26 protein-coding genes are annotated in these 26,974 nt (G+C 72.1%); 10 read left to right on the top strand and 16 right to left on the bottom strand.

Going from position 1 to position 26,974, the window contains the following annotated elements; all coding sequences use genetic code 11:
- Nucleotides 1-30: 30 nt before the first annotated feature.
- On the top strand, nucleotides 31-1,200 hold the full coding sequence (locus ACZ60J_RS34690; RefSeq protein WP_469688150.1) for a sensor histidine kinase: 1,170 nt from the start codon (nucleotides 31-33) through the stop codon (nucleotides 1,198-1,200).
- Nucleotides 1,197-1,892: a response regulator gene (locus ACZ60J_RS34685; RefSeq protein WP_469688148.1), complete on the top strand. Its 696-nt coding sequence runs from the start codon at nucleotides 1,197-1,199 to the stop codon at nucleotides 1,890-1,892. The genes ACZ60J_RS34690 and ACZ60J_RS34685 overlap by 4 nt, the downstream gene beginning before the upstream one ends.
- A gap of 48 nt (nucleotides 1,893-1,940) precedes the next feature.
- Here ACZ60J_RS34685 and ACZ60J_RS34680 read toward each other — a convergent pair whose 3' ends face one another.
- Nucleotides 1,941-2,891, bottom strand: a complete 951-nt coding sequence (locus ACZ60J_RS34680) for a glycoside hydrolase family 16 protein (protein ID WP_469688146.1) — start codon at nucleotides 2,889-2,891, stop codon at nucleotides 1,941-1,943.
- A gap of 411 nt (nucleotides 2,892-3,302) precedes the next feature.
- On the opposite strand from ACZ60J_RS34680, the gene ACZ60J_RS34675 reads away from it, so the two are divergent.
- The 3 genes from ACZ60J_RS34675 (at nucleotide 3,303) to ACZ60J_RS34665 (ending at nucleotide 7,319) form a co-directional block, all read left to right on the top strand.
- On the top strand, nucleotides 3,303-3,842 hold the full coding sequence (locus tag ACZ60J_RS34675) for a hypothetical protein (protein ID WP_469688144.1): 540 nt from the start codon (nucleotides 3,303-3,305) through the stop codon (nucleotides 3,840-3,842).
- A gap of 94 nt (nucleotides 3,843-3,936) precedes the next feature.
- Nucleotides 3,937-6,024 carry a bifunctional polysaccharide deacetylase/glycosyltransferase family 2 protein gene (locus ACZ60J_RS34670; protein WP_469688316.1) on the top strand — a complete coding sequence of 696 codons (2,088 nt, stop codon included), beginning with the start codon at nucleotides 3,937-3,939 and terminating at the stop codon, nucleotides 6,022-6,024.
- A 2-nt stretch (nucleotides 6,025-6,026) separates the two neighbouring features.
- Nucleotides 6,027-7,319, top strand: coding sequence for an acyltransferase family protein (locus ACZ60J_RS34665; RefSeq protein WP_469688142.1), 1,293 nt, complete (start codon nucleotides 6,027-6,029; stop codon nucleotides 7,317-7,319).
- 66 nt (nucleotides 7,320-7,385) lie between these two features.
- On the opposite strand, the gene ACZ60J_RS34660 is transcribed toward ACZ60J_RS34665, so the two are convergent.
- From ACZ60J_RS34660 to ACZ60J_RS34645, 4 genes are read right to left on the bottom strand one after another with little or no spacing between them, the layout of a single operon-like run.
- Nucleotides 7,386-7,922 (bottom strand): SixA phosphatase family protein, encoded by a 537-nt coding sequence (locus ACZ60J_RS34660; RefSeq protein WP_469688140.1) that lies wholly within the window; start codon nucleotides 7,920-7,922, stop codon nucleotides 7,386-7,388.
- Between the two features lie 10 nt (nucleotides 7,923-7,932).
- Nucleotides 7,933-8,166, bottom strand: a complete 234-nt coding sequence (locus ACZ60J_RS34655; protein ID WP_469688138.1) for an ATP-binding protein — start codon at nucleotides 8,164-8,166, stop codon at nucleotides 7,933-7,935.
- Nucleotides 8,167-8,185: 19 nt separating this feature from the next.
- Nucleotides 8,186-8,551, bottom strand: a complete 366-nt coding sequence (locus ACZ60J_RS34650; RefSeq protein ID WP_469688136.1) for an STAS domain-containing protein — start codon at nucleotides 8,549-8,551, stop codon at nucleotides 8,186-8,188.
- A 33-nt stretch (nucleotides 8,552-8,584) separates the two neighbouring features.
- The gene (locus tag ACZ60J_RS34645) at nucleotides 8,585-8,938 is read right to left on the bottom strand and encodes a PRC-barrel domain-containing protein (protein WP_469688134.1); all 354 of its coding nucleotides are present in this window, start codon (nucleotides 8,936-8,938) and stop codon (nucleotides 8,585-8,587) included.
- A gap of 178 nt (nucleotides 8,939-9,116) precedes the next feature.
- Between ACZ60J_RS34645 and ACZ60J_RS34640 the strand changes: the two genes are divergently transcribed.
- Nucleotides 9,117-9,350, top strand: a complete 234-nt coding sequence (locus tag ACZ60J_RS34640; RefSeq protein ID WP_469688132.1) for a hypothetical protein — start codon at nucleotides 9,117-9,119, stop codon at nucleotides 9,348-9,350.
- A gap of 25 nt (nucleotides 9,351-9,375) precedes the next feature.
- Here ACZ60J_RS34640 and ACZ60J_RS34635 read toward each other — a convergent pair whose 3' ends face one another.
- Both ACZ60J_RS34635 and ACZ60J_RS34630 read right to left on the bottom strand, forming a co-directional pair.
- A complete protein-coding gene (locus ACZ60J_RS34635) occupies nucleotides 9,376-10,383 on the bottom strand; it encodes a glutathione S-transferase family protein (RefSeq protein ID WP_469688131.1) in 1,008 nt (335 codons plus the stop codon).
- A 59-nt stretch (nucleotides 10,384-10,442) separates the two neighbouring features.
- Nucleotides 10,443-11,282 carry a class II glutamine amidotransferase gene (locus ACZ60J_RS34630; protein ID WP_469688130.1) on the bottom strand — a complete coding sequence of 280 codons (840 nt, stop codon included), beginning with the start codon at nucleotides 11,280-11,282 and terminating at the stop codon, nucleotides 10,443-10,445.
- Between the two features lie 189 nt (nucleotides 11,283-11,471).
- Between ACZ60J_RS34630 and ACZ60J_RS34625 the strand changes: the two genes are divergently transcribed.
- Complete coding sequence (locus ACZ60J_RS34625) at nucleotides 11,472-11,894, top strand: CBS domain-containing protein (protein WP_469688128.1); 423 nt, start codon at nucleotides 11,472-11,474, stop codon at nucleotides 11,892-11,894.
- Nucleotides 11,895-12,256: 362 nt separating this feature from the next.
- Here ACZ60J_RS34625 and ACZ60J_RS34620 read toward each other — a convergent pair whose 3' ends face one another.
- Complete coding sequence (locus ACZ60J_RS34620; RefSeq protein WP_469688127.1) at nucleotides 12,257-12,853, bottom strand: TIGR03086 family metal-binding protein; 597 nt, start codon at nucleotides 12,851-12,853, stop codon at nucleotides 12,257-12,259.
- A gap of 402 nt (nucleotides 12,854-13,255) precedes the next feature.
- Here ACZ60J_RS34620 and ACZ60J_RS34615 point away from each other — a divergent pair, with 402 nt between their 5' ends.
- Together ACZ60J_RS34615 and ACZ60J_RS34610 are read left to right on the top strand one after the other, a co-directional pair.
- Nucleotides 13,256-13,900, top strand: a complete 645-nt coding sequence (locus tag ACZ60J_RS34615) for a dihydrofolate reductase family protein (RefSeq protein WP_469688125.1) — start codon at nucleotides 13,256-13,258, stop codon at nucleotides 13,898-13,900.
- A gap of 85 nt (nucleotides 13,901-13,985) precedes the next feature.
- A complete protein-coding gene (locus tag ACZ60J_RS34610) occupies nucleotides 13,986-15,077 on the top strand; it encodes a PP2C family protein-serine/threonine phosphatase (protein ID WP_469688123.1) in 1,092 nt (363 codons plus the stop codon).
- Nucleotides 15,078-15,137: 60 nt separating this feature from the next.
- Here ACZ60J_RS34610 and ACZ60J_RS34605 read toward each other — a convergent pair whose 3' ends face one another.
- From ACZ60J_RS34605 to ACZ60J_RS34595, 3 genes are all read right to left on the bottom strand, one after another.
- Nucleotides 15,138-16,079 carry a COX15/CtaA family protein gene (locus ACZ60J_RS34605; RefSeq protein ID WP_469688121.1) on the bottom strand — a complete coding sequence of 314 codons (942 nt, stop codon included), beginning with the start codon at nucleotides 16,077-16,079 and terminating at the stop codon, nucleotides 15,138-15,140.
- Nucleotides 16,080-16,246: 167 nt separating this feature from the next.
- Nucleotides 16,247-16,624: an FKBP-type peptidyl-prolyl cis-trans isomerase gene (locus tag ACZ60J_RS34600; protein WP_469688120.1), complete on the bottom strand. Its 378-nt coding sequence runs from the start codon at nucleotides 16,622-16,624 to the stop codon at nucleotides 16,247-16,249.
- Between the two features lie 30 nt (nucleotides 16,625-16,654).
- Complete coding sequence (locus ACZ60J_RS34595) at nucleotides 16,655-18,742, bottom strand: SpoIIE family protein phosphatase (protein ID WP_469688119.1); 2,088 nt, start codon at nucleotides 18,740-18,742, stop codon at nucleotides 16,655-16,657.
- 251 nt (nucleotides 18,743-18,993) lie between these two features.
- Here ACZ60J_RS34595 and ACZ60J_RS34590 point away from each other — a divergent pair, with 251 nt between their 5' ends.
- Nucleotides 18,994-19,698, top strand: coding sequence for a M24 family metallopeptidase (locus tag ACZ60J_RS34590; RefSeq protein WP_469688117.1), 705 nt, complete (start codon nucleotides 18,994-18,996; stop codon nucleotides 19,696-19,698).
- Between the two features lie 74 nt (nucleotides 19,699-19,772).
- Here ACZ60J_RS34590 and ACZ60J_RS34585 read toward each other — a convergent pair whose 3' ends face one another.
- From ACZ60J_RS34585 to ACZ60J_RS34565, 5 genes are read right to left on the bottom strand one after another with little or no spacing between them, the layout of a single operon-like run.
- On the bottom strand, nucleotides 19,773-20,870 hold the full coding sequence (locus ACZ60J_RS34585) for a type IV pilus twitching motility protein PilT (RefSeq protein WP_469688116.1): 1,098 nt from the start codon (nucleotides 20,868-20,870) through the stop codon (nucleotides 19,773-19,775).
- On the bottom strand, nucleotides 20,867-24,739 hold the full coding sequence (locus tag ACZ60J_RS34580) for a hypothetical protein (protein ID WP_469688114.1): 3,873 nt from the start codon (nucleotides 24,737-24,739) through the stop codon (nucleotides 20,867-20,869). Before ACZ60J_RS34580 ends, ACZ60J_RS34585 begins: the two co-directional genes overlap by 4 nt.
- Nucleotides 24,736-25,260 carry a prepilin-type N-terminal cleavage/methylation domain-containing protein gene (locus tag ACZ60J_RS34575; RefSeq protein WP_469688113.1) on the bottom strand — a complete coding sequence of 175 codons (525 nt, stop codon included), beginning with the start codon at nucleotides 25,258-25,260 and terminating at the stop codon, nucleotides 24,736-24,738. Before ACZ60J_RS34575 ends, ACZ60J_RS34580 begins: the two co-directional genes overlap by 4 nt.
- On the bottom strand, nucleotides 25,257-25,700 hold the full coding sequence (locus tag ACZ60J_RS34570) for a prepilin-type N-terminal cleavage/methylation domain-containing protein (RefSeq protein WP_469688112.1): 444 nt from the start codon (nucleotides 25,698-25,700) through the stop codon (nucleotides 25,257-25,259). The genes ACZ60J_RS34575 and ACZ60J_RS34570 overlap by 4 nt, the downstream gene beginning before the upstream one ends.
- Nucleotides 25,697-26,908 (bottom strand): type II secretion system F family protein, encoded by a 1,212-nt coding sequence (locus ACZ60J_RS34565; protein ID WP_469688110.1) that lies wholly within the window; start codon nucleotides 26,906-26,908, stop codon nucleotides 25,697-25,699. Before ACZ60J_RS34565 ends, ACZ60J_RS34570 begins: the two co-directional genes overlap by 4 nt.
- Nucleotides 26,909-26,974 lie beyond the last annotated feature (66 nt).

The following is a 26,974-nucleotide window of genomic DNA, read 5'->3' as shown; positions in this document are numbered from 1 at the left end:
CCGGCGGGCGGGCGCGGATACGATCGGCCGATGACCGCCACCCCTCCTCCATCCCTGCTCAGACGCGTGCCACCGGGTGCGTGGGTGGGTGCCTTCTGGGTGGTTCTCATCCTCGTGCGCACGGTGCAACGGCCGGACGAGCTCCGCCACCTGGTCCAGTACCACGGCAACATCGAGGACGCCCCGCTCCTGGTGACCGCCGTCGTCACGACCCTCGGTGCGCTGCTCCTGTTCCGGGCGCCCCTGGCGGCCGTGGCCATCGCGCTCGCCGGCTCCGTGTTCGCGCTCGGGATGGCGGTGCGCGAGACGACCTTCGTGCTGTTCCTGCTGGCCGACGCGGCCGTCGGCTACACCGCTGCGACCCGCCCGCGGCGGGTCTCGGTGTCCGCCGCCCTGCTCTGCGTGGCCACGCTGGCGGGCTACGCGGCCTGGCAGCTGACCCGCGGAATCCTCTTCAACCCCACGGCGCCCGCCGGGCTCGCGTCGACCGTCGCCATCGCCTGGCTGACCGGCAACACGATCCGTCAGAACCGGGCGTACGCCGACACGGTGCGCGCCCAGGCCACGCGGCAGGCGGTCACCGCCGAGCGGCTGCGGATCGCCCGCGAACTGCACGACATGGTCGCCCACGCCATCGGCATCATCACCATCCAGGCCGGCGTGGGCAGCCGGGTCATGGACACCCAGCCCGCCGAGACGCGCAAGGCGCTCGATGCCATCGAGGCCACCGGCAGGGAGACCCTCGCGGGCCTGCGGCGGATGCTGGGCGCCCTGCGCAAGGGCGAGGAGGATTCGGCGCCGCTGGATCCGGTCCCCGGCCTCGCCGCCCTCGACCTCCTGGTCGGGCGCAGCGCGGCCGCCGGTGTCCGGGTCGACGTCCGCAGGCTGGGGGAGCGGCGCGAACTCCCCCCGGACGTGGACCTGGCGGCCTTCCGCATCGTCCAGGAGTCGGTCACCAACGTGGTGCGGCACTCCGGTACCCGGGACTGCACCGTGACCGTCGACTACCGCAGCGGCGAACTGGCCGTCGACGTGCTCGACCGCGGCCGCGGGGGCAGCGCCGGGGGCTCCGGCTACGGCATCGCCGGCATGCGGGAGCGAGTCGGCCTGCTGCACGGCGAGTTCAGCGCCGGTCCGCTCCCGGACGGCGGCTTCCGCGTGGCGGCCGTGCTGCCGATACCGGTGGAGGCGGCCCGATGATCCGCGTGGTGCTGGTCGACGACCAGCCGCTGATCCGTACGGGCCTGCGCGTCCTCATCGCCGACACCCCGGACCTGGAGGTGGTCGGGGAGGCGGGCAACGGCGCCGATGCCGCGGAACTGGTCGCCCGGCTGCGGCCGGACGTCGCCATCATGGACATCCGGATGCCGGGCACGGACGGGATCGAGGCCACCCGCCTGATCGGTGCGGATCCCTCGTCGACCGGGGTGGCGACCCGCGTGCTCATCCTCACCACCTTCGACGACGACGAGTACGTCTACGGTGCGCTCCGCGCCGGCGCGAGCGGCTTCCTCGTCAAGGACATGCCCCTGGAGTCCATCCTCGACGGGGTCCGCGTCGTCGCCGCCGGGGACGCCCTCATCGCACCGAGCGTCACGCGCCGACTCATCGAGGAGTTCGCGGCACGGCCCGACCCTTCCCCCGGTGCCCGGACGGCCGGCCCCCCGGGAGCCCGTCGGGCGGCCGCGAGCGGCATCACGGAACGGGAGCGCGAGGTCCTGACCCTCGTCGGCCGGGGCCTGTCCAACGCGGAGATCGCCGGGGAGCTCACCATCAGCGTGGCCACCGCCAAGGCCCACCTCGCACGGCTCTTCACCAAGCTCGACGCGCGTGACCGGGTCCAACTCGTGATCCTCGCCTACGAGTTCGGCCTGGTCGCGCCCCCGGCCTGACGGGTGGCCAACCCCGTCCGGGTGGGCGGCGGGGGCGCGGACCCGGGGTCAGGACTTGGGAACGGTGTTGATGTGGTGGGTTCCGGCGTTGTAGAAACCGTCCACCGTTTTCTGGACGTCGGCCTGGGAAACCGCCTCACCGGCCTTGTAGTAGAACCAGTTGACTTTCATGTTCCACGTGCGTGAACCACCGGTGAAGGGAAGGTCGATGAACCAGTTGCTGAAATGCATGTCCACCTTCTCGCGCGGGACGTATTTGCCGGAACTGGTGAACAGGTCCTTTCCGTCCAGCGAATAGGTGGCCTTTCCGTCCATGAAGGTGATCATCATGATGTGCCAGCCCTCGAGGCGCTGCTTCTTGAGCGCGTGGGTGACCCGGTCCGGCGGATCGGCCTTGAACCAGCTCGTGGTGTCGAGCTGCGGACCCACCGAACCCCAGCCGCCGTTGGGCAGGTACTCGTAGTCGAGTTCGCTGTAGTTCGGCGAGGAGTCCGAGGCGGAGATCGGGAAGAAGGTCTCGACGACGTGGTCCCCGTTGCGGCCGCTGACGGGCTTGTCGCTCAGGTAGACGCGGGCGGCGTAGGTTCCCGTGAAAAGGGGAGTTCCGGTCGTCTGGATCTCGACCTGCTTGGTGCCCTGCTTGGTGCCGTCGGTGGAAGACTGCAGCTGAAGGGCCCTGCCGCCCTGGGCGGTCGCGTCGGAAGGGAAGCTGGCGCCGGCCGAAGTCCAGGTGTCCTTGATTCCCGGGCCGCCCCCGCCGGTGCGGACCTCCCAGCCGTTGGTCTTGAGCGCGGGGTCCTCGGGGCCGCTGTACTGGAAGGTGTCGAACAGGGTTCCCGGCGGTCCGGAGGGGCTCGGCGAAACGCTCTTGGCGGGCGTGGCGTCATCGCGGCCGGCGCCGCCGGAGCCGCTGGTGCACGCGGCGAGTACGCACAGGAGGGCGGGCAGCGTGAGCGCGGTCCACGCGCGGCGGCGAGAGGTGCGGCGGGGGTGACTCACACGGGCTCCTTGGGGTGTAGGGGCGGTTGGAAACGCCCTTACATGAAGATCAGTTGCTGATCGCACGAAGTGGTCATCCTAAGGTTCCGGGAAGCTCGCGCGACCACGGCCTCCGCAGTCGCGTCATCGCCGTTCCGGTGAAACGGTCCGCGCCGAATGCGGGCCGATCATCATCCGCAACTGTGCGTACAGGCTTACCGGCTGGTACTGCCAATTGATATTCCAATCCGATTACGGCGAGGGGGCAGATCGCTCCAAAGGTGCACATCGGGTCCAAGTCGATTCGGGCGGGTGCACTAGCGTTCGCCCTGCCATCCCACGGTCTACGTACCCTGCCCTGAAAGGCCCCGCAAGGTGCGCCCAGTCATCAGTTCCCACGAGCGCGGATCCGCGTACCAGGAACTGTCTGAAATGTCCGTGTCGGACTTCGAAGAGCCCGCTCCGGACCCGGTCTTCGTCGACCAGTCAGGCCTGCGGGGGCGCCTGCTGCGGGGCCTCGCCTGGCCGGTCTCCGTGATCGGCGCGGTCCTGGCGGTCGCCATGGGCAGCAGCCTGATCGGCCTGCAGGCCGACGCCCCGGCGATGGGCATCCCCGTACAGCCCTCGCGGTCGCCCGGCGCACCGCCCGCACCCGTGCCCGCATCCGCCCCGTCGGCGGCGCCGGCCGGGCCCGCGGGGTCGGTCGGGCCCTCGGGGTCGCCCTCGGCCCGGACGGCCACCCCGTCCGCGACACCCCAGGCGAAGCCTTCGTCCGCTGCCTCGAAACCCTCGGCCGGCACGCCGAAGCCGTCGGCCGCTCCGTCGAAGTCCTCGGCCGCCAAGCCGAAACCGCCGGCCGTCACACCGCAGCCCCGGGCGAGCGCGCCGAAGCCGATGGCCGGCGCAGTGGACCCCCCGGCCGCCGCGCCGCCCGGCGCGGGCCCCTCGGGCCAGTCGGCCAAGAACCCCTGATCGTCCGCACCACCCATCTCCAGGAGCGTCATTGTCCCGCCATCAGCGCCGCCGGCAGTCCCTGCTGAGGCCGCGCCGACTGGCCGCGCCGCCGCTGCGCTTCTTCATGCCGCTGTCGCTGCTGGCGTGCCTGCTCGCGCTGCTCGTGCTCCGCGGCCTCGCCACCAACGAGGCCTTCCACGACGACCGGATCGCCATCTCGGTCGACAAGACGACCGTGCCGCAGGACCTGCTCAAGGGCGGCCCGGTCATCGACGCGCGCGGCAGCAAGAACGCGAAGCCCGTGAGCTACCACATCCCCGACCGCACCGCGGTCCTGACCTTCGACGACGGCCCCTCCCCGGAGTGGACCCCGAAGATCCTGGAGCTGCTCGAGGCCCGCAAGGTCCGTGCGGACTTCTTCGTGACCGGCGCGATGACCACGCGCAACCCGGAGCTGATCCGGCAGATCGTCGCGGGCGGCCACGAACTGGGTGTGCACACCTTCACGCACGCCGACATGGCGTTGCAGTCCCACGGCCGGGTCGGCTGGGAGCTGGCGCAGACCCAGCTGGCGCTGGCCGGAGTCGCGGGCGTCCACAGCGCGCTGTTCCGCCCGCCGTACTCCTCCGACGCCTCGGCGATGGACGACTGGAACTATCCGGTCGTCAAGTACGTGGGTGCGCGCGGCTACCTGACCGCCTTCATCGACCGGGACACCGACGACTGGAAGCGTCCCGGCGTCGAGGCGATCGTCAAGGCGGCGATGCCCGCCAAGCCCGGTGCGGGCGCCATGATCCTGCTGCACGACGCGGGTGGTGACCGTACCCAGACCATCGCGGCGCTCGAGCAGATCATCGACACGCTGCAGGCCCAGGGCTACCGCTTCACCACCATCTCCGAAGCGCTCGGCGCCACCAGCGCCACCGTGCCGGTGACCGGATTCCAGCTGTGGGCGGGCAAGGGGTACATCTGGGCCACCCAGATCGCCGTGCAGACCCTGCCGGTGCTGGTCGGGATGCTGGCCCTCGTCGGCTTCCTCAACTTCGGCCGGTTCGGGCTGATGCTGGTCCTCGCACCGATGCACGCCCGCCGTGCCAAGCGGCGGGACGCCTGGGGGCCTCCCGTCACCGAAACGGTGACGGTCCTGGTCCCGGCGTACAACGAGCGCGAGTGCATAGCCAACACGCTCAACTCCCTGGCCCTCAGCGACTATCCGATCGAGGTCATCGTCATCGACGACGGATCCTCGGACGGCACCGCGGACATAGTCGAGGCGATGAACCTGCCGTTCGTCCGGCTGATCCGCAAGGCCAACGGCGGCAAGTCCAGCGCCCTCAACACCGGTATCGCGGCCGCCTCGCACGACATCATCGTGATGATGGACGGCGACACCGTCTTCGAACCGTCCACCGTGCGCGAGCTGGTCCAGCCCTTCGGGGACGCCGGGATCGGCGCGGTCGCGGGCAACGCGAAGGTCGGCAACCGCGACAGCCTGATCGGCGCCTGGCAGCACATCGAGTACGTCCTCGGCCACAACCTGGACCGCCGGATGTACGACATGCTGAACGTCATCCAGACCATCCCCGGTGCGGTCGGCGCCTTCCGCAAGGAGGCCCTGCGACGGGCCGGCGGGATGAGCGACGACACCCTCGCCGAGGACACCGACATCACCATCGCGGTGCTCTGCGACGGCTGGCGGATCGTCTACGCCGAGCACGCCCGCGCCTGGACCGAGGCCCCCGCCAGCCTCCAGCAGCTCTGGTCCCAGCGGTACCGCTGGAGCTACGGCAGCATGCAGGCGATGTGGAAGCACCGGGCCTCGGTGACCTCCCGCGGCCCGGCCGGGCGCTTCGGCCGGATCGGGCTGCCGCTCGTCGTGCTGTTCGGCGTGATCGCCCCGCTGCTGGCGCCGCTGGTCGACATGTTCCTGCTGTACGGCGTGTTCTTCGGGGACGCCGAGATCACGCTCATGAGCTGGGGCGGCTTCATCCTGCTCCAGGCCGTGCTGTCCTGGTACGCGTTCCACCTCGACCACGAGAAGCCCTGGTACCTGATCAGCCTGCCGATCCAGCAGATGGTCTACCGGCAGCTCATGTACATCGTTCTGCTGCAGTCCGCGATCACGGCGATGACCGGTGGCCGACTGCGCTGGCAGAAGCTCCGGCGCACCGGCGAGGTCGCCGCACCCGTGGAGGCCTGACCGTGACCGGATACACCCACCCCGGGCGCCATCAGGACACCGTCCAGCTGAGGGTCCCCGACCTCCTGCGACAGCGGTGGGAGGCGGAGCCCGAGCCCGAGCCCCGGCCCGACCCGCAGCCGGAGGCCCGGCAGAAGGCACCGTCCCCGCGCAAGGGCGGCCGCGACCGCTACCTCGACCTGCTGCGCGCGCTGGCCCTGGTGCGCGTGATCTTCTACCACAACTTCGGCTGGGCCTGGCTGCCCCTCGTCTTCCCGTCGATGGGCGTGATGTTCGCGCTGGCCGGTTCGCTGATGGCCCGCTCGCTCAGCCGTCCCGCCCTCGGCGTGATCCGCGGCCGACTGCGCCGACTGCTGCCGCCGATGTGGCTGTTCGGCGCGATCCTGATCACCCTCCAGCTGATCGACGGCTGGGGTCCCGACGCCGAGGGCCACCCCACCTGGTGGTGGGCCAAGATGGCGTTCTGGATCCTGCCGCTGAGCACTCCGCCGTACGCGGAGGACCTCCACGGATTCGGTCTGACGGGGGGCGGCTGGGCCCTGCAGATCACCGTCCCGCTCTGGTACCTCCGCGCCTACCTCTGGTACGTGCTGCTCTCCCCGCTGATGCTCTGGGCGCTGCGACGGCTTCCGTGGGTGACGCTGTTCAGCCCCCTGGCGGTGCTGGTCGTCATGCACACCTTCCTCGCCGACCAGGACTTCCTCTACGGCCGGGTCTGGGAGAACGCCAACGACTTCGCCATGTTCGGCTCCTGCTGGATCCTCGGCATGGCCCACCAGGAGGGGCTGCTCAAGAAGATCCCGCAGTACGTCCTGCCGTCCATCGCGCCGCTCGTCATGGTGGCCGGGCTCTGGTACCTGCAGACCCGCCCGGTCGATCCGACCGTGCACACCGACATCGAGGCCTGGCCGATCGCCCAGGCCCTGTGGTCCCTGGGCTTCGTCGCCATCCTGCTGCACGTCAGCCCGTCCTGGGATCGGTGGCCCAGACTGCTGGAACGCTGGAACGGCCTGGTCAGCCTGCTCAACTCGCGCGCGGTCAGCGTCTACCTGTGGCACCAAGTGGCCCTGGTGGCCGCGATCCCGCTGATCGACCCCCTCTGGAGCGTCCCCTTCTTCTACGAGAACTTCCAGTGGCTGCTGACCAGCCAGTGGTTCACCCTGCTGGTGGCGATCCCGTTGATCGGCCTGCTGGTCCTGACCTTCGGCTGGATCGAGGACGTGGCCGCCAAGCGCTCACCGCGGCTCCTGCCGTACCCGCGCCGCCAGAGGGGCAGGCGCCGGTCCGGCGTCTGAGATGGCCCGGGCGGGACGCGGGGCCGTTGCGGAGCGATCCGCAGCGGCCCTTCCCGCCGTGGTGCGTCAGCGGGCGGCGCCCCGCGGGACGGCGAAGCCGGTCAGCCGGGCCGAGCCGGGCGCGAGCTCCCGCCAGGAACCGGGGCAGGCGAGCACCGCGATCGCGGACGTCGGGAACTTCTCCGACAGGCGCGCGAGCGCCTCGGCCTCGGAGGCTTCCCCGGCATCCCGCGCGAGGCCGACGGCCAGCTCCTCCAGGCCCGGGTTGTGGCCGACGAGCAGCAGCGTCCCCACCTCCTGCGGCACTTCGGACACCACCTCCAGCAGCTCCTCCGGCTCGGCGGCGTACACCCGCTCGTCGAAGCGCACCGGGACCTCGACGCCGAGCTGTGCGGCCGCCAGCGCCCAGGTCTCCCGGGTCCGCCGGGCCGTGGAGCAGATGACCAGTTCCGGTACGCAGCCGGCGTCGCGCAGCCAGCGGCCCGCCGCGGGCGCGTCCCGCAGACCGCGCGGGCCGAGCGGCCGGTCGTGGTCCTCGACGTCGGGCCAGGCGGACTTGGCGTGGCGCAGCAGCACCAGGCGGGCGGCGGACGGCGCGCTCATGATCTCAGCCTCATGGCCCCAGCCTCCCACGGTCCACCGGCCCGGCGAGGCCGGTGTGGCCGGTGTGGGGAGGTACGGCCCGGACGTACTGCGGTGCGTCGAGCTCCACCCGTACGCACTTCCCGCCGCCCACCGGCTCCCAGCCCCACCTCCGGGCCAGCCGTTCCACGATGACCAGCCCGTGGCCTCCGGGCCGCGCCGGGTCCGGACGCCGGGTCCGTTCCGGCGACCGGTGCTCGCTCATCGTGCGTCGTGCTCCTTCGCTACGCGCGCCGGTGACGTCCCAGCGCCGCCTCCACGTCGGGGTGCAGCGGGAACAGTCCGGCCGCGCCCGTGACGCTCAGCATGCGTTCGATCGGCTGGTGGAGGCCGACCAGTTCGAGACTGCCACCCGATTCCCGGGCCGCGAGCCGGCCGTGCAACAACACGTTCAGTCCCGTCGAGTCGCAGAAGTCCAGCCTGCTGAAATCGAGGAGCAGCCGCTGCCCGCCGCCCGCCCGGGCGGCCTCGATGGCCACCCGCAAGGGTTCGGCGGTGCCGTGGTCGAGCTCGCCCGCCAGCGCGAGGACGGTGGCTCCCTCGACGGGCCGTACCTCGACCGCGAAGCGGTCGTCGTCCGTCGTGGCCATCGTGCACCCCTTTCCCGCGGTCCCACCCCGCCGTCACATGTGGGGCTGGTCGTAGTACCGGGCGAACTGGTCCAGGTACGTGGGCCCGCCGCCGTATTTGGCCCGGTCGAACTCGGGAGCGTGCTTGATCTGCTCCTTGCTCCGGTCCACGTAGACCTTCTCCTCGACGGTGTCGATGCGCTTGATGGTGCCGGCCGGGAGCAGTACGTGCTTGCCGAAGATCCAGACACCGGTGTCGACGACGACGTGGGATGCTCCGACGTCCTCGGAGTGCTCGTCGATCTTCCCGATGCTGCCGTCGGTGGCCTCGACCTTGTATCCGACCAGGTCGATCCCCTGCTGGTACCCGGCGTCCCGGTGGTAGCCCCAGATCTCTTCCGTGCTCATGGCGCGTGCCCTTCCGTGCGAGGCGAATCCGTGTGCGGCGACGGTCGTGGCCGTCCCACAGGGCGTCTCCCCAGAAAGCGCGCGGGCACGCCCCCCGGCTCCGTCCGGCCGGCACCCGGGAGGTTTTCCGGCCGGGCGTCCGGGCAGGGGCCTTACGAGACCCGGGAGGCGATGCCGCATGACCGAAGGCGCGATTCCCTACCTTTCCCCGGCTCGGGTCACGGTGCTCGGGGTGTGCCACGCCGACCCGCCGTTCCGCATCGTGGAGATCGACGGCCAGGTGGCCGGCACGGCCAGGTCGATGACGGACGTGGTCCGGACCGCGGCGACGGCCGGCATCACGATCCACGACCTCGACGACCCGGAGGAGGTCCGCTGGGTCGGAGGCGGGAGGTTCCACTGGACCGGGTGACCGCTGGGCCGGGTGAACGAGGTCGCTACGCACCCGCCGCCGCGGACGCGGGTACGGCCTCTCCGGGAGCGACCGGGCCGGGCGGTGTGCCGTCGCCGAAGGGGCGCCCGCCCAGCGCCTCCCGGTCGTGGGCCTCGTTCCACCCCGACAGGTCGGGGCCGGCCGGTACCACGCCGGTCGGATTGATGTCCTGGTGGACGAGGTAGTAGTGGCGCTTGATGTGGTCGAAGTCGACGGTGTCACCGAAGCCGGGCGTCTGGAACAGGTCGCGGGCGTAGGACCAGAGGACCGGCATCTCCGACAGCTTCTGCCGGTTGCACTTGAAGTGGCCGTGGTACACGGCGTCGAAGCGCACGAGCGTCGTGAACAGCCGGACGTCCGCCTCGGTGATGGTGTCGCCGACCAGGTAGCGGGAGGCCCCGAGGCGTTCGCCGAGCCGGTCCAGCCGGGTGAACAGGGAATCGTACGCCGAGGCGTAGGCCTCCTGTGACCCCGCGAAGCCGGCGCGGTAGACGCCGTTGTTCACGTCCCGGTAGACCGCCTCGTTCACCGCGTCGATCTCCGGGCGGAGCGCCTTCGGATACAGCTCGGGTGCGCCTTCACGGTGGTGTGCGGACCATTCCAGCGACATGTCGATCGTGATCTGTGCGAAATCGTTCGTCACGACCTTGCCGGTGCGCACATCGACGATCGCGGGCACCGTGACACCCCGGTCGTAGCCGGGGTCGCGGGCGAGATAGGCCTCCTGGAGCCGCTCGATGCCCAAAACCGGGTCCCGGCCGTCCGGGTCCAGGTCGAACGTCCAGCTGCGCTCGTCGTGCACCGGGCCCGCCACGGCCATGGGGAGGGCCTCCTCAAGGCCCAGGAGGCGCCGTACGATGACCGCCCGCCCGGCCCACGGGCAGGCACGGCTCACCACCAGCCGGTAACGGCCCGGCTCGACGGGGAACCCGTCGCGCCCGTCGGCGGTGATCCGGGTGGTGAGGTAGCGGCTGTCGCGCGCGTACGCACGGTCGGGCTTCACGTAGCTCACAGGAACCTCCTGGAGCCGCGCCTACCCGCCGGCGCGCCGCCCACGCAGGTCTCCGGCCGTCAGACGAATTCCGGTACGAAGGGGAGCCAGTCCCGGTCCGGAGCGGAGGGGATCACCGTGTAGCTGGCCTCGGGGAGCTCGTTCCACACGCCGGGGAGGTCCCCCAGCGGTTCGGAGACCACGATGCGCGAGGCGTCGGAGATCTCGCGGAGGAACTCCACCTCGGGATGGAGGTGGCGGACGGTCTCGGCGCGGCTGCTGTAGAAGAGGGAGCGGGCCGCGCCCCGGCTGGCGTAGCGGAACGCCCAGAGGCGGTCGCCGTCGCTGATCGCCAGCGTCATCTGGAGCGGTTCGGCGACGCCGTGCTCCTTGCCGAGACGTTCCACGAGCCCGGCCATCCTGGCCACGGCCCCCGGGACGTCCTGGTCGAGCCCGAAGGTGACCGCCAGGTAGAACATCACCTCGGAGTCGGTGGACCCCTCGATGGACGGGAAGAGGGCCGGGTCGACGGCCAGGCACAGGTCCCGCTGCAGCCGGGGGAAGTCCCCGATGGACCCGTTGTGCATCCACAGCCACCGGCCGTGACGGAAGGGGTGGCAGTTGGTCTGCTGGATGGCCGAGCCCGTCGAGGCGCGGATGTGCGCGAAGAACAGCGGTGAGCGGACGTGCGCGGCGAGCTCGCGCAGGTTGCGGTTGTTCCAGGCCGGGGCGATGTCCCGGAAGACGGCCGGGGTGCCGTCCCCGTTGCCGCTGTACCAGCCGAGGCCGAAACCGTCGCCGTTGGTCGTCTCGACGCCCATCCGGGCGTGGAGGCTCTGGTTGATCAGCGAGTGCTCCGGACGGTAGAGCACGGCGTCGAGCAGCATGGAGGAACCCGAGTAGGCGAGCCACCGGCACATCCGCACCATCCCCTTCGCGGCCTGTTCCGAGCCTAACCCCGCGACCGGCACACCTCCCGCGGGCGGGGTTTGCCGCCGGGCAGGGCGGAAAGACGCCGGGTACGGGAGGCGGAAGGTCCTGAGCGGTGCTGCACCCGCCTCCCGGCCAGACAGCGCCGACCGGTGCTGCGGGCACCCACGGGAGGAACCATGACCCGGCGAGTCCACGAGGTGATGACCGGCAATCCGGTGACCGTCGAGAAGCTGACGTCCCTGGCGGAAGCCGCGAGGGTGATGCGCGATGCCGGCATCGGTGACGTCCTGGTCGTCGACGGGGACCGGCTCCACGGCATCGTGACCGACCGGGACCTCGTCGTCCGGGCCATGGCCGAGAGCCGGGACCCTTCCCAGACGACGGTGGGGGCGGTCTGCAGCTCCGACCCGGTGACCGTCAAGCCCGGCGCCGACGTGGACCAGGCCGCCGATCTCATGCGGCGGCACGCGCTGCGGCGGCTGCCGGTGCAGACCGAGGGCGGCGACCTCGTCGGCGTCGTCACGCTGGGGGACCTCGCGGTGGAACACGACCCGGGGTCGACCCTCGCGGCCATCTCCGCGGCCGAGCCCGACAGATGAGGCACGGAGCCGGGGCGAGCGATTGACCCGGACGGGCGCGGGCAGGCGCGGGACGAGACAAGCCACCAGAACCGCCCGAAGGGAAGCAGCCCATGGGCACTCCGCCCCGTGACCCCGTTCCGCCCAACCCCACCCCGGCGCCGGGACCCGGTCCCGGTCCGCAGCCCGGACCGGTGCCCGGTCCCGTCCCGGGTCCCGGCGGGCCCGACCCCGTACCGCCGGCTCCGCCGCAGCCCGGACCCGACCCCGTACCGCCGCCGCCCCCGGGGCCCGAACCGCATCCGCAGCCGGGTCCCCTGCCCGGGCCCGTCCCGGTACCGGGGCCGCTCACCTGAGGTCGGCGGCGCCCGGATCGCGCCCGCTCAGCTGAAGTCGGCGCCGCCCGGATCGCGCCCGCTCAGCCCGACCGCCCGGTCCAGCAGCGGGGCGTCCTCCGGGACCGGGACGACGGGGCCGAAGATCTCCCCGAGCGTGCCCTCCTCCTCGGCCGCGGCCACGAGGAAGCCGTACGAGGTCTCCAGCGCGGCCCGATCGGGTGCGTACGCCTGGCCGGTGGCCCGGGCCAGGTCCCAGCCGTGGATGACCAGTTCGTTGACGGCCACCAGACCCGCGATCTCGCCCGGCAGGTCCACCCCGCCGGCCCGGGTCATGCCGGTCCAGGCGGCCGGATCCGTCCAGGCCTCGGCCAGTTCACCGAGGACGCGGGGGAGTTCCTCGCGCCAGCCGGCGGGGAGGGCGGGCAGGGCCGTGCCGGGATCCGTGTCCGTGGTGGGGCCCAGGTCCTTGCGGCCGGCGTCGCGGAACGCGACGGCCAGGCCGGAGAGGTGGCCCAGCAGGTTGCCGACCGTGTAAGCGGGGCAGGGTGTCGGGCCGGCGAGCCGGGCGTCGGGAACGCCCGCCACGAGGCGGGCCACGATCCGGGCCTGCGGTCCGAGGTCGAGCGGTGTCGTATCGGTCATGTGAGGCTCCTTCGAGGCAGGGGTCTGAAGGGTGGACCGGCGCCGGCGCCCGAACTCATCGCCACACGGCAAACCGGCGCCGTCGCGACGGCCGTCGCGGTTGCCGGCACCGTGGCCGCCCGTCCACCCGTCCGGCCGGGGCGGCGGCGCTCTCCGGGTGGGCCGGGATGTGAGTGGATCATGGGCGTACGGACCTCCGAACCGCGCCGGGGGACGAGCAGGCAGCAGCTTCGTGCCGGACCTGCGCCGGGCGGCCGAGGCGGGGCCGGGGCGAGCACTCCGGGAGCGGCGATCCACCCCCGTGGGCGAACCGGGCGCAGCCGGTTCCGGCGCGGCGATGAGTTTGCGGCGGCCCGCGGGTCTACCCCTTGACGGAGACGACCGACTCACCTGGAGCACGCCATGGGCCTCATCCACATCGAACTCTTCGCGACCCTCGACCTCGTCGGGCAGGCGCCCGGGGGACCCGACGAGGACCCGGTGGGGTTCCCGTACGGCGGCTGGCAGGCGCCCCTGCTGGACGAGGTCACGGGGGAGCAGGTCGGAGCCGCGTACGAGGGCACGGACGCCCTCCTGCTCGGGCGGCGGACCTACGACATCTTCGCCTCCTACTGGCCCCACCAGAAGGGCGGCGAGGACGAGGACATCGCCACCCTCTTCAACCGGGTCCCGAAGTACGTGGCCTCCCGCGGCAGGCCCGACCTCTCCTGGGCCGGGTCCACGCACCTCGGCCCGGACCTGGCCGCAGCGGTGCGCGAGATCCGCGAGCGGCACGAGCACGTGAAGGTCGTGGGGAGCCTGAACCTCGTACAGACCCTCCTGCGCGAGAAGCTCTTCGACCGTCTCGACCTCTGGGTGCACCCGATCGTGCTCGGTGTCGGCAAGAAGGTGTTCGACGGCGGCGCGGTGCCCACGAACCTCGCCCTGCTCGCACCCCCGGCCGCCGGTCCGAAGGGCACCGTGCACCTGCGGTACGGGCTCACCGACGGCATTCCCGCGACGGGAGACATGGGCGCTCCCGATCGCGGTGTCCCGAGCGAGGGCTGAACCGCCGCCGGGCCCGGCGGCCCCCCGGGCCCGGCGCCCCTCCGTCGGGGCGCTGTATCCCCCGTGCGCGGATACCCTGGTACGTGTGATCGAGTCTGCACGGTCGCGGCTCCGCACGCGCCGCGGCCAGGGAAGACTTGTGCGGCTGTCGCCGGTCTTCCTGACCGTCGTCATCGCCAGCCTCGCGTACACCACCCCGCCGGAGATGGCCTTCAGCCGCCTCCTGCCCGCCGCTCCGGCCCTCGCCGCCGCCATGTGGCCGGTGCTCCCCACGGTCCTGCTCGGTACGGTCTGCCTCCTCCTGATGATCGGCCTCAGCCTCGTCTTCCCCGACCTGGGGACGTGGTGGACGGCCTCGGGGATCATCGCGGTGACCGTGGCCGCGGCGTACGGAAGCCACGTCCGGCTCCAGCGGGAGCGCACCCTCTTCCAGGTGCGGCTCGTGGCCGACGCGGCGCAGCAGGTGGTGCTGAGCCCCATGCCCCACCGCATCGGCGGCATCGAGATCGAGTCGCTGTACCTCGCGGCCGCGGCGGAAGCCCGCATCGGCGGGGACTTCTACGAGGTCGTCGACACCCCGTTCGGGATCAGGCTGCTCATCGGTGACGTGCGGGGCAAGGGACTCCCGGCCGTGGGGGCGGCCGCGGCGATCGTCAACGCCTTCCGGGAGGCAGCCTACGGCGAGCCCCACCTGGTCGACATCGCCCGCAGACTGGACGCCAGCAGTACCCGCTACAACTCGGCCTTTCCCCCCGAGGGGCCGATGGAGCGCTTCGCCACGGCCCTCCTCGTCGAGATCCCGCACGGGGCCGGGCACATCGACGTCCTCAACTGCGGACACCCCCCGCCACTGATCCTGAACCGCGGGAAGATCCGCGTCCTCGACTCGGCCGCCCCCTCCCCGCTGCTCAGCCTCGCCGAGCTGATCGGAGACCACTACACCGTCGACACCTTCGGCTTCGCCCCCGACGACGTGCTGCTCCTGTACACCGACGGGATCGCCGAGGCGCGCGCCCGCGACGGCGAGTTCTTCCCGCTGACGGACTGGATGCGCCGCCAGCCCCCGGCGCCGCCCCGCGACCTGCTCACGGCCCTGCACCGCGATCTGCTCCGCTACAGCAGGGGACGCCTCGACGACGACATCGCAGCCCTGGCCGTACGCCTCTCCGCATCCTGAGCAACGCCCGTCCGGTCGGGCGTACGCGCGGGTCGGCGTACGCGCAGGTCGCGCGGCCGGTCAGGCGTGCGTCGCGGCAGCCCGTGCGCGCGGCAGCGGTGCTCCGCTCGGCGGAGCCAACGGGCCGGAGCAGGCCCTCTTGACGGTGAAGTGCACCTGGAGCACTCCGGTCCACACGAGCGCCGAACCCAGCAGGTGGAGCATCACCAGGAGCGAGGGCAGGGCCGTCACCGACTGCACCAGCCCTACGAGGCCCTGGCCCAGCAGCACGGCCAGGAAGACGACCGCCTTGCGGCGCGCCGCGCCGAAGCCGTCCTTGGGCAGGGCGGAAAGCAGCACTCCGGTCAGCACCAGGACCGTCGCGGCCAGCAGTCCGTGGACGACCGTCACCGCCGTCCAGTCGAGGGGCATCCGCGGCACGTCCGAGGAGTCGCCCGCGTGCGGGCCCGAGCCGGTGGCCAGCGTGCCCACGAAGACCAGCAGGGCCGTCACCGCGACCAGGGCCGCCGACAGGGACCGGACCCGCGCGACGGGCGGGGTGCCCTCGGCGTCCACACCGGCACGCGCACCGGGGTCCGCACCGGCATCGGCGTACGCCGCGTGCCAGGTGTACACCGCGGCGGTGAGCAGCAGCGTGGCGGCGAGGAAGTGCGCGGCGACGATGTACGGGCTCAGCCGCATCCAGACGGTCACTCCGCCGACGACCGCGTTGAGCACGACGATCCAGAACTGCGCCCAGCCGCCCCGCAGCACCGCGGGCAGGGGCTTCTCCTGGAGGCGCGCGGTGATGATGACCCAGCCCACCACGGCGCACAGCGCCCCGGTCAGGAGCCGGTTTCCGAATTCGATGGCGCCGTGCACCCCCATCTCCGCGGTGGGGGCCAGGGTTTCTCCCGTACACATGGGCCAGTCGGTACAGCCGAGGCCGGATCCGGTGACGCGGACGATTCCGCCGGTCACGATGATCGCGATGCTCGCCACGACCGAACCCAGTGCGGCCACTCTGACGCTTCTCGCTCCGAGCGAGTACCTGTCGGCAAGCCAAGAGAGGGGAGTGCGCACGATCAGCCTTTCCTCGAGCCGCTATACGCGCCGTGGGGCGGGGCCTCAGCGTACGCCGCGCGTGCACCCCGGCCTGACGGGGCGTCGCCCGTTCAACGGGCCTTTCCTCAGACCACGGAGAGCAGGTCCACGACGAAGACGAGCGTGGAGCCCGCCGGGATCAGCGGCGAGGGCGACTGCTTCCCGTAGCCGAGGCGCGGGGGGACGATGATCTCGCGCCGGCCGCCTACCTTCATCCCCCGGATCCCCCGGTCCCAGCCCTTGATGACCCTGCCGCCGCCCACGGCGAACTTGAACGGTTCGCCCCGGTCCCAGGAGGCGTCGAACTCCCTCCCGGACGCGAAGGTGACCCCGACGTAGTGAACCCGGACGACCCGGCCCGGCTTCGCTTCGGGCCCGTCCCCGACGACGAGGTCCCGCAGGGTCAGCTCCTCGGGGGCCTCTCCCGCCGGGAGCTCGATCTCGGGCTTGGTCGGTTCACTCATCGCAGCCTCATCACTCTGGTCGGAGGTACATCAAACCTCACCGCTCGCCGTCGTGGCCTGCGCGATGAGGAGGGCGACGTCGTCGTGGTCGTCGGGGTGGCGCAGGGAGTTCAGGAGCCACTGGCAGGTCCCGTCCAGCGGTCGGCGGGGTCCGTCCAGGGTGTGCAGCAGGGTGTTCAGGCGCTCGTCGATGGGGTGTTGGCGGGTTTCGACGAGGCCGTCGGTGTAAAGGAGCAGCCGGTCGCCGGGGTTCAGGTCGAACACGGTGGTGTGGAAGGCGACGCCGCCGACGCCGAGGGGTGCGCCGGTGGGCAGGTCGAGGAGCCGGGGGCGCCGGCCCGCTGCGGCGAGGACCGGCGGGAGGTGCCCCGCATTGGCGATGTGGCAGCGGTGGTCGTGGGGGTCGTAGACGGCGTAGACGCAGGTGGCGATGTAGTGCTCGAGCCCCCGGGTGATCTTGTCGAGATGCCGCAGGACCTGGTCGGGGGCCAGGTCGAGGTCGGCGAAGGCGACGGTGGCGGTGCGCAGCCGGCCCATGGTCGCGGCGGCGTCGATGCCGTTGCCCATGACGTCGCCGACGACGAGGGCCGTCTTGTCACCGGCCAGCGGGATGACGTCGTACCAGTCCCCTCCGACCTCGTGGGACGCCTGGGCGGGCTGGTAGAGGGAGGCGACCTCCAGACCGTGGGCTTCGGGCGGGTGGCCGGGCAGGAGGCTGCGCTGGAGGGTTTCGGCCGCGTTGCGGACGCTCTGGTGCCAGCGGGCGTTGTCGATGGCGACGGCGGCGCGGGCGGCCAGCTCCCCGGCGAGGATCACATCGTCCTCGTCGAACGGGAGCGGGTTGCGGGCGCGCAGCAGGTCGAAGGCGCCGAGGACCTCGTTGTGGGCGATCAGCGGCACCGCGAGATAGGAGTGCACGCCCTCCCGGGAGAGGGTCGCGGCCGCATCGGAGTCACGGGCTATGCGCAGGAGGTCTTCGGAGCCGACGCGGGCCACGAGCACCGGCTGTCCGGTGTGGACACACTGGGTGATCAGCCGGTCCGCCCCGTACGACGCCAGGTCGCCGACCGCGTCCGCTGCGGCGGCGGCCTCGGTCGGGTAGGCGGAGGCCACGGCGAGCGCGCGGAATACCTCCGGCCCGTCGCGGGCACCCGAGCTCCGGCGGAAGGACAGCACGGCGTCCAGGACGTCCACGGCCGCCAGGTCGGCCAGGCCGGGGACGGCGACCCGGGCCAGTTCGTGGGCGGTCTGCTCCACGTCCAGCGTGGTGCCGACGCGGGCGGAAGCATCCGCGATCAGGGCCAGGCGGCGCCGGGCACGGTCCGCCTCGGTCGCCGCCCGGTGACGTTCGCTGACGTCCACGACGGAGCTGGCCACGCCGATCACCCGGCCGCTGGGGCCTTCCAGCCGGTAGAACGACACCGACCAGGCGTGATCGCGGTCCGGGTCGGCCGGGGTCCGGCCGACGGAGTAGTGGTCGAGCAGGGGCGTACCCGTCACCAGCACCTGCCGCAGCGCCGACTCGAGGGTGTCCACGTCGAGGAACGGGAGGATCTCGTGGATCCGGCGGCCGATGTGGTCGGCGGCCGGGACGCCGTTGATCCGCTCCAGAGCAGGGTTGACCAGCATGTAGCGCAGGTCCGCATCCAGCAGGGCGAGCCCGATGGGGGCCTGCGCCACGAGCCGCTGGGACAGGGCGAGGTCGGTCTCCACCCGGTGCAGCATGCGCTGGTCGGCGGCGATGCCCAGGGCGTAGACGTCACCGAGGTCGTCCAGCAGCCGCATGTTGCGGAACTCCACCAGCCGCGTGCTGCCGTCCTTGTGGCGGATGGGGAACGCGCCTGCCCAGCTCGCCCCCGTGCCCATCACCTCGGCGAACAGCTTCGTCACCAGGTCCTCGTGCTCCTCGCGGACCAGGAGGTGCGCCGCGGGCCGGCCCAGGGCCTCCTCGGCGGTGTAGCCGAACACCTGATCGGCCTGCGGGCTCCAGAACACGATCCGTCCGCGCGTGTCCAGCACGACGGCGGCCACGCTGAGCAGATCGAGAAGGCCTCCCGGCGGGGACGGCCCCTCCGCCCGGTCCCGCGCCTCATCGGGGAGCGGCTCGTGTGCACCCATCCTCGACGGCTCCCTCCTCGGCGCAGCCCGTCCGGGGTACGAACCGGTTGAGGGCTCCGCTTCCATGCTGCCCCCGAACCCGACGCCGCACGACCGGTGGGTTCGGATGTATCACCAAGACGGAGCCCTCCGGCAGGCCCGGGAACTGGTGGCGCAACCAATGTGCCGTCCGCCGCCCGGCGTGTTGACTGCTGTGAGAACACGGGGTCGTGCGCCTTCATCCGAAGGGCGGCAGGAAGAGGAGCGGCACGATGGCTGTACCCGACCGGATGGACGAGCGCCTGCGGGCCTTGCGGCTGGTGGAGGAGCAGAGGATGGCTCAGGCCGTGTTCGCCGAGGTGATCGGAGGCGGTCTGATCTCACCCGGCAGCACGGAGTCCGAGGTGGACGAACGGATCTGGGACGCGGCGGGCGAGGTGTTCGGCACGGCCGTGGGGTGGCCCGCCCGGCTCGTCCGCTCGGGGCCGCACACGGTGCTTCCGTACGGACAGTGCCCGCCGGACCGTGTCATCGGCAGGGACGACATCGTCGTGATCGACCTCGGCCCGCTCTTCGCCGGTCACGAGACGGACTTCGCCCGCACGGTCGTCGTCGGCGACGACCCGGGCCGGCGCCGGCTCGTCGAGGACATGGCCAAGGTCGGGGCGGCAGCTCGCGAGACGTTCCTCGGCCAGGACGGCATCACCGGAAGCCAGTTGCACGCCGAGGTGCGGGCCCTTGCCGGCAAGGCCGGCTGGAGCCTGGGCGCGTGGGAGGTGGGCCGGCTGTGCGGGCAGGCCCCCGCCGGGGGCGGATCCGATCCGGAGCCCTCCTCCTTCATCGGTCCGGACAACGACGAGCCGCTCCGCCGCACCGCCGCGGGAGGGTGGCGGGCTCACTGGATCCTGGAGATACGCCTGATCGACGAGTTCAGCGGCTTCGGGGGCGCGTTCAAGCAGCTCCTCGACCTGGTGTGACACCGACCGGCGCGGCTCCACGGCGGCGTTCACCGAGCTGCTCGCCCTGACGCGGCGCAGACCGGCGATGAGCCCTAGGGCCGCCGGATCTCCTCCGGGTGGGCCGTGTGCAGTACGGCCTCCTCGTAGGTGATGGTGCCCGCCGCGAGGAGGGCGTTGATGCCGGCTTCGAGGGTCTGCATGCCGTCACGGTGGCCGGTCGCGACCATGTTGCGGAGCTGGCGGGTCTTGCCCTCGCGGATCAGATTGCGGATCGCCGACGTGCCGACCAGCACCTCGAAGGCGGCCACCCGGCCCCCGCCGGTCCGGGGGATGAGCGTCTGGTTCAGGATGCCGACCAGGGTGTGCGTCAACTGCAGCCGGATCTGCGGCTGTTGCTCGGCCGGGAACACGTCGACGATGCGGTCCAGCGTCTGCGAAGCGTCGTTGGTGTGCAGGGTGGCGAACACCAGGTGCCCGGTCTCGGCGATGGTCAGGGCCGCGGAGATGCTCTCCGGGTCGCGCATCTCGCCGAGGAGCAGCACGTCGGGATCCTCGCGCAGGGCCGAACGCAGCGCGGCCGGGAACGAGTCGGTGTCGGTGCCGACCTCGCGCTGGCTGACCGCGGACCGCTTGTGCTGGTGCAGGTACTCGATGGGGTCCTCGATGGTGAGGATGTGCACCGACCGGTGCGTGTTGACGTGGTCGAGGAGCGCGGCCAGGCTCGTCGACTTCCCCGACCCGGTCGGCCCGGTGACCAGGACGAGCCCGCGCGGCATGCCGGCCCACCCCATGACGACCGGGGGGAGCCCGAGTCGGCCGGCCGACGGCACGTCGTACGGGATGATCCGCAGGGCCAGCGCCGACGCGCCGCGCTGCACGAAGGCGTTCCCGCGCAACCTGGCCTTCTCCCCCCAGCTGAACGCGAAATCGACCTGCTTCTCCCGGCGGAACCGTTCCGTGAGTTCCGGACCCAGCACCCCGGTCACCAGGCGGTCGGCCTCCGGCTCGGTCAGCGCGGCCCCCTCGGCCGCTCGCAGGGCGCCGTCGACGCGGAGGAACGGCGCCGATCCGCTGGTGAGCAGCAGGTCGCTGCCGCCCCGTGCCCACAGCTCGCCGAGCAGGTGGTCGATGATCGCGGAACTCGGCCCGGACATGGTGGTCTCCAAGGTGGTGTGCTGGTACGCGGTCATGGCAGGACCGTCCACTGGGTGACGGTGCCGGCGTGGCCGTCGAAGGACACGGCGGCCCGGACGAGCGGCCCGGACAGCAGGTCGATCCGGGTGCCGCCGAGGTGCCCGGTCGCGCCGCCGGAACCGGCGGTCACGACGTAGGTCACGGTCAGCCCGGTCAGCTGGGCGGCCGTGGTCAGGCCGCACGGCGCCAGGTCGAACCGGTCGGTCACCGGGCCGGCCGAGCCGAGGTGGACGGGAACGTCCAGTGCCTTGCCGACGCCGGTGCAGGTGCTGCCGGGGAAGTCCACCGACACCTTCACCGACTCCACGTCGCCTTCCTCGTGGTGCGCCACCTGCAGGACGGCATGGTCGAGCGGTCCGGCCGGTGAAGGTGCCGGCTGGGGGTAGCCGCCGAGCGTGAGGGACGCCCGGCCTCCGCCGCGGAGGGTGGCGTCCGTGATGTCCACGGGCGCGCCGGGGGCCGGGGGCGTGAACCCGGTGACCGCGGCGACCGACGCCGGTTTCGCGCTCACGGCCGGATAGGCCGTGAACAGCACCGGCTCCGGCGGGACTCCGATGACCGGTCGGAGGTAACGGGCGGTCGGGCTGATGCCGAGAGCGATGGTCCGGGCGATGATGCCGCGGGTGACGACCTGCGAGCCGACCTGGCTCATCGACAGGTCGACGGCGGCGGTCGGCGCGTAGACGGTGCCGTTGATCACCAGGCGGCTGTGCTGCGTGGCCGTGTCGGCGTCGTCGGTCGATTTGAGCACCGCGCAACCGCCGCCCGTGGTGAGGCAGCCGGACAGGGCCCGTACGGACGGGGCGCGGAACACGATGTCGAGCTCGACGCCGTCGAGCCGGACGGAGGCGTCGGTACCGCCCGTGCCCAGCTTCGCCGTGTAGTCGACGGCGAGCCCGGACAACTGGTCGCCCTTCGTCACCCCGCAGGCCCCGAGGTCGACCGAGTCGACGCCGAGCGTCCCCGCGCGGGAGGTCAGGGAGTGGTGCGCGTCGCAGGCGGTACCGGTGCCGGAGACGGCCAGCGCGGCCGTGGGCGGCACCTCGGGCGCGGGTGGCGTCGTCGGAGGTACCGGTGCCGGGGTGGTGTCGTCGCCCTGGTGCGCAACGCGCAGCACGATCCTGTCGATCACCGCCCCCGCCGGCAGGGGCAGCATCGCGAACGCGCCGAGCCGGACCGACGCCGACGGGGTGGCCGTGGAAAGCGTCGCGGTCGAGGCGGTGGTGTCGATCGCCTGCGCGTTCTTCGGATCGAGGAACGCCGCGGCGCTGGGCGTGGCGGTGCTGGTGGCCTGGGTGGGCCGTACCGGGAGAGGGGACCGGTAGGCCGGTTCCAGGGTGACTCCGTCGAGCCGATCGGTGGCGGCGGCGCTGCCGGCGGCGAGGCTGGCGGTGTAGGTCACGACCAGACCGGTCAGCTGGGCCGGGTCGGTCAGGCCGCAGAGGGCGACCAGGTCCAAGGTGTCGGTGGCCAGGGCGTCCGGGCGCGCGGGGAGCTTCTGCGGGGTGGTGCAGGAGCGGGGCATGCCGGGACCGGTCAGGGTCACCGAGGCCGTCGGCGGCGGTCCTCCGGCCGCCCCGGGATCGTCGCGGTGCGCGACGTGCAGCAGGGCCCCGTCCAGGACCGAGCCGGGCGCCACCGCGGGGGCGTCGTAACCGCCCAGGGCGATGGTGGCCGTCGGCGTCGTGCCCGAGAGCGCGGCGCGGGCCGTGTCGGCGCCGTCGATCGCCTTGGCGTCGGCCGCGGCGGTGAACGTCGTCGACTCCGCGCTCGTCGCCGGCCGGGGCGCCGGGGCGTCGTGCACGATCTCGAGCCACATGCCGTCCAGGGACACGGAGCCCGCGGCGGCGCCCACGTTCAGCCCGGCGGCGAAGGTCGCGGTCAGGCCGGTCAGCTGTGCGGGGTCGACGATGCCGCACGCCTTCAGGTCGATGCGGTCGTCACCCAGACCGGCCCGTGCGGTGAGCGGCAGGTTGGTACAACTGCCGCCACCGCCCGCGGGGGTGACGTTGATCCTGGGCGCCGCCACGTCACCGGTCTCCTGATGGGCCACCCGCAGCACGGCGGAGCCGATCGTCGACCCCGGCGGCAGAGGCGGCAGGCCGAACCCGGCCAGGGTGATCGACGCGGACCGGGCGGCCCCAGTCAGCGCGGCGCCGGCCGTCGACGGCGTCGGCTGTTCGCCGATCTCCAGGGCGTTGCCGGGATCGGTCCCGGTGGCGGTGAACCCGGTGGACGCGGTGACGGCGGTGGGCTTGAACGTGGTCGGCGTACGGTAGGCCACCTCCAGCCAGATGCCGTCCAGGCGTTCCGTGGCGGCGGTGCCGTCGGCGTCCAGGGTGGCGGCGTAGGTCACGGTCAGGCCGGCGAGCCGGGCCGGGTCGGTGAGCCCGCACGCGCCCAGCAGGTCGATCGGGGGATCCGTGGCGAGCGCCGCGTGCCGGGGCAGGTCGTCGGTGCGGCAGGTGTCCGCGCCGACGGCGGTGGTGATCTTCAGCGCGCCGGGGGCGGTCAGGCCGCCCTCGTCCTGGTGCGCGATACGCAGCTGCGCGCCGGTGACGACCGAGCCGGCCGGCACCCGCGGGGTGAAACCGGCGAACTGCAACGAGGCCGAGCGGCGTTTCACCGGGTCGAGGACGGCGTCGGCCGTGCAGCCCGCGGTGCCCGCCGGCTGCGGGCACCCGGGCAGCGTCGGCCGTTCGCCGTCGGTCAGGGCATGGCCGGGGTGGGCGAAGCCGGTGTTCGTGACCACCTCTGTCGGCCTCAGCGTGTGGGACGGCTTCGGCGGCTGGACCCCGTACACCGCCACCTGCTGTGCGCCCGGGACCACCGGGGCGCACAGTTCGGCCTGACCGCGGTCGACCTGGAACCGGCTGCCGCCGCCCATCACGACCGTGACGCCTTCGGGCCGGGTGCTGTCGCAGCCGCCCGGGTTGGGGAGGGCAGGGCGGGCGGGGGCTCCGGGATCCCAGCCCGCCTGCGTACCGCCGATCACGCTGACCGTGGGGTCGGCGACCGTCCAGACGGCTGAGCCGCCGGTGAAGTCGAAGTCGAAGTAGTAGGTGCCCGGTTGCAGCCACACGACCACGCCCGGGCACGCGCCGGCGGTGAGGCGGGTGAGGGCGCGGGCGTCGTCGTAGGAGCCGGGCTGCAGGCGCACCAGCCAGGAACCGGGGCCGGGGCACGCGGGCACCGTCCGCCGGGCCGGGACGGCCGTGAGGGGCGGGGCGTAGTCAGGGTCGCCGCCCACGACCGGGTCGGCGGGAGCCGACGGGGTGTCGTTGGCGCAGCCGCGCGCGTACGGCGCCTGGGTCGGTGCCAGCTGGGCCTGCGACACGGCACGGGAGCAGTCGCCGACGGCGGACACGTCGCCCGACACCACCATCGAGGCGCCGGCGCCGGTGCTGACCGTCGAGTTCGAGAACACGCTGCCCTGGACGCGCAGCCCGGGCGTGGTCACGTTGATGCCGTCGGTCGCCCCCCTGCCCAGGCTGCGGAGCGCGTCCTGCGGCTGGGTCGCGCGCGTGGCGGCGGGAGACGTGTTCTGCGGGTCGCAGTGGACGATCATCTGGCGGCCGTTGATCGGCGGGGCGGTGTAGTCGGCGCACGGGTTGCCCTGCGAGAAGTTCTTGACCGCGAGCTGCGTGGCGCCGTCCGCGCTGTAGTCCCGTTTGCCCTGGTCGACGTAGACGCTCGCGGTCTTCAGTCCCGTGGCGGCGAAGGAGAGGATCGCTACGGTGGCCAGGCTGAAGACGACGATGAAGGCCAGGGCGAGAATCAGCGTCGACCCCTGCTCGTCGCCGCGCAGGCGGCGCTGACTCGGGTGGCGCGGAGTCAGGCGGCGCGGACTCGGGCGGCCGGTCATGACGCGCTCGATCGGCGGACGGCGGTGAAGGTCGTCGGGGGTGCGGCGGGGTCGCTCTGCACGGTCAGCGTTACCTCCATGGGCGAGGTGCACGAGGTCTCGGCACCGCAGCTCAGAGTTACCGGATGGGTCGTTGCGGGGTCGTCGAACCGGCCCAGCACCGTGGTGAAGACGTCTCCGGCGTCGCACTTCACCCGGGTGAGGGCGCCGGTGGGCCGGTCGTAGGTGTAGACGACGTCGGTGCCGGGCCGGCTCAGGTGGACGATCACGTCGGCGACCCCGCACGCGGGGTCGGTCGTGACGGCGTCCGCGCTCTGCACGTCGCCGTAGAAGTAGCGGCCCAGCGTGCCCACCGTGCTGGTGGCGGCCACCCGCTTCCCGGTGCCCGCGGTGAAGCGCAGTCCGAGGATGATCGCGGTGGGCAGCAGCGTTCCGATGATGCCCACGATGACGATCGTGACCAGCAACTCGGTCAGCGTGAACCCCGACTCCGAGCGCTCTGTGGGGCGTTGCTCCGTCATGACAGCATCGACTCCCGCTTGACGACTTCGAGCCTCGCGTCCCTGACGGGGCGCGGTCCGGTCGAGCGCACGGTGAGCGTCACCTTCTGGACTCCGGCATCGGCCGTCGGGCAGGCCGGGGCGAACGCACCCACCCCGTCCCAGTACTCGATTTCGAGGGTCACGGTGTACCCGTCCGGCGGCGCCGGGGTCTCGTACGTACGGGCGCAGGGCACGTACGGGTCGCTGACGACCTTCTCGGCGGCGTTGCGGACGACCGCGTCGGCGCCGGTCACCTGCTGCTGCGTGGCCGAGCTGATGATCGCGGTGCCCATGCCCCCGAGGATGGCCACGAAGGCAACGCCCATGAGCACCACGGCGACGAGCACCTCGACCAGCGTCTCGCCCTCTTCGCCGCGGCGGCGCCACGCGCCTCGTGCACGCCGTGCGGAGCCGGTCACTGGACCTCGACCTGGCTGTAGACGCCGTAGATCGCCGTGAGGAGGGCGACGGCCACGAAGCCCACGACGACCCCGACCAGGATCACCACGGTCGGCTCGAACAGGCTCGTCATCCGCTTGAGCTTGTGCTGCAGTTCCTTCTCGTAGAACTCGGACACGTTCTGGAGCTGGTCGTCGAGGGTTCCGGTCTCCTCGCCGACGCGCATCATCTGGGTGACCGCCCCGGGGAACAGCTTGGTGCGGGCGATCGGCCGGGAGATGCCGCCGCCTTCGAGCATCTCCGTCCGGGCCGTCGCGATGGCCCGCTCGAACACGAGGTTGTTGGCGCCCGCCCCGGCCAGGCTGAGCGCGTCCGGGATGGGCACACCGGCCTTGATCATCGAGGTCAGGATCCGGCAGAACCGTTCGATGACCATGAAGCGGACCACGTCGCCGACCACGGGCATCGCCAGCAGGAACCGGTCGCGCAGCGCCCTTCCCCGCTCGGTCCGCAGACCGGCGATCAGGGCCGCGACGAGCGTGACGAGCACACCGGCGATGACCGGGTACCAGGCCGCGACGAAGTCGGTGAAGCCCAGCAGGATCCGGGTCGGCAGCGGCAGTTCCGCGTTGAAGGACTCGAAGAACACCTTGAAACGGGGCAGGACGAAGATCACGAGGACGAGGACGACCGCGAGGGCCAGCACCATCACCAGGCTCGGATAGGTCAGGGAGGAGCGGATGCTGCGCCGGGCCTCGACGTCGCGCTCGATGTAGCGCGCCAACTGGCCCATGACCACGTCGAGTTCACCGGTCGCCTCGGCCGATCGCAGGACGGATATGTAGAACGGCGGGAGCGCCGCGGTGTGCACGGCCATCGAGGCGGCGAAGCTCTCGCCGAACCGCAGCGAGTCCATGACGTCGACGAGCACCTTGCCGAGCTTCTTGTCCTTGGTCTCGGCACGGATGATCTCCAAGGCGTCCAGAATGGGCACGCCGGCCTTGATGAAGGCGCCCATCTGGCGGGAGAAGTTGCTCAGTTCGACCAGGTCGACCTTCTGCGTCGTGATTTCCAGCTGCAGCAGGCTGCGGCTCGCGGCCTTGACCGACCGCACCTCGTAGCCCTGCCGGGTCAGGCTGTCGGTCACGCCGTCGACACTGGAGCCGGTGAGCACGCCGGTGGCCTGTTTCCCGTCCGGGCCGACCGCGGCGTACTTGAAGGTGGCCATGCCGAGTCTCCTGGTGTGCGGTGTTCAGGGGTTCGCGTCGTCCGCGGCGGTGCGGTGCGGTGCGTT

This window comes from Streptomyces sp. NPDC104226 (genome assembly GCF_055584085.1).
The sequence above is the reverse complement of the archived record's forward strand: the minus strand, read 5'-3'. Positions and strand labels throughout refer to the sequence as shown.